This is a genomic window from Halolamina salina (assembly GCF_042678005.1).
Lineage (GTDB): Archaea > Halobacteriota > Halobacteria > Halobacteriales > Haloferacaceae > Halolamina > Halolamina salina.
On sequence record NZ_JBHUDH010000246.1, the window covers coordinates 1 to 1459 of the forward strand.

Genomic DNA, 1459 nt, shown 5'->3' on the forward strand with positions numbered 1-1459 from the left:
TCCGTCGAATTCGAAGGACAACATTCCGCTGTATCCCGACATCTGCTCACTCGCGAGGTCGTGTTGGGGATGACTCTCGACGCCCGGATAGTAAACCCGAGCAACCTTGTCGTGGTCCTCTAAGAACTTCGCTACCGCCATCGCGTTCTGCTCGTGGTGCTCCATCCGTGCTGGCAACGTCTTCAGCCCTCGTGCGACCAGATAGCAGTCAAATGGCGAGAGTACATTCCCGAGGCCAATCCGCTGGGCGAACGACAATTCCTCGAAGACTCCGTCTTCGTCGGTGATAACTGCACCACCAGTCGAGTCGGAGTGCCCGTTGAGATACTTGGTAGTGCTGTGGACGACGATGTCGGCACCCAGTTCAAGCGGGGCTTGGAAGTACGGACTCGCGAAGGTGTTGTCCACTCCGAACAGCGCGTTGTAGTTATCGGCGATGTCGGCTATCGCCCGGATGTCGCACAGCTGCATGAGTGGGTTCGTCGGCGTCTCTGTCCAAATCAAGTCCGTACCCGAATCGACTGCATCGGCGACGTTTTCGGGGTCACGGGCGTCGACAAAATCGACGTCGATGTCGAAGTGCCCGGCGGCGAGCTCTGTGAGCAGTTTTTCGGTTCCGCCATAGATGGAGTCTGCGGAGACGAGATGACCGCCTGGCGGAACCAACGTCAGTATTGTCGTGGAGATGGCAGCCATCCCGGAGGCGAATACCAATCCGTGATCGCCACCTTCGAGTCGCGCTATTTGGTTTTCGAGGGCTGCCCGCGTCGGATTGCTCTCGCGAGAGTAGTCGTGTTCATTCGAATCCTCCCCGCTGGCCCATTCGAATGTGGTTGAGAGATGAATCGGCGACACAACATCATTTGTCCCCCCTTTGGAGCGGGTGTTGTTCTCGCTGGATCCAACAGCGATAGTTGCGAATCCGTTCCCGGAGGGATGGTCGTTGTTTCGTGTCATGTGTGGGTCTCAGTAGTAGCCACGGGTGTTGCCACACGTATAGTTGAGGGGAGGTTCTTATCCACACGAACGAGTGACCCTATATCGATGTATCTCGTTACGTTCCGTCTTGATCCAGGGGAGTACGATTCGGAGTTCCACGAGTTGAACGACGCGATACAAGCGGCTGGCGAGGATACAGACGGGTACGTGGGTAAGCGGACGTGGCATTCCCCAGAGAGTGAGGAAGTTCTCGTCGTCTACTATTGGGAGTCGTTAGACGCGCTTGAGACGTTTGCCGCATACTCTGAGCACAAAGAGGCGAAAAAGCGGTGGACAGAGTGGTACGATGCCTACGAGGTCACCGTTACGGAAGTCATCGAATCATATGGGAGTGGATTTGGTGACGACGCAGATCCACCTGCATGGTGTATTACCTGTACTTAGCGTACAGTTGTTCCGCAAAACGTCGCATTCGCGAGCGAAGCGAGCGGTTCCCCGGACCGACCGAAGGGAGGTCCGG

The 1459-nt window shown here is 56.4% G+C and carries 2 protein-coding genes; one reads left to right on the forward strand and one right to left on the reverse strand.

The window, feature by feature from the left end:
* The coding region (locus tag ACFR9S_RS15330) for a trans-sulfuration enzyme family protein (RefSeq protein WP_379818994.1) at positions 1-957 on the reverse strand (957 nt) is incomplete at its 3' end.
* 87 nt (positions 958-1044) lie between these two features.
* Here ACFR9S_RS15330 and ACFR9S_RS15335 point away from each other — a divergent pair.
* A complete protein-coding gene (locus tag ACFR9S_RS15335) occupies positions 1045-1383 on the forward strand; it encodes an antibiotic biosynthesis monooxygenase family protein (protein WP_379731027.1) in 339 nt (112 codons plus the stop codon).
* The last annotated feature ends 76 nt before the right edge of the window (positions 1384-1459 follow it).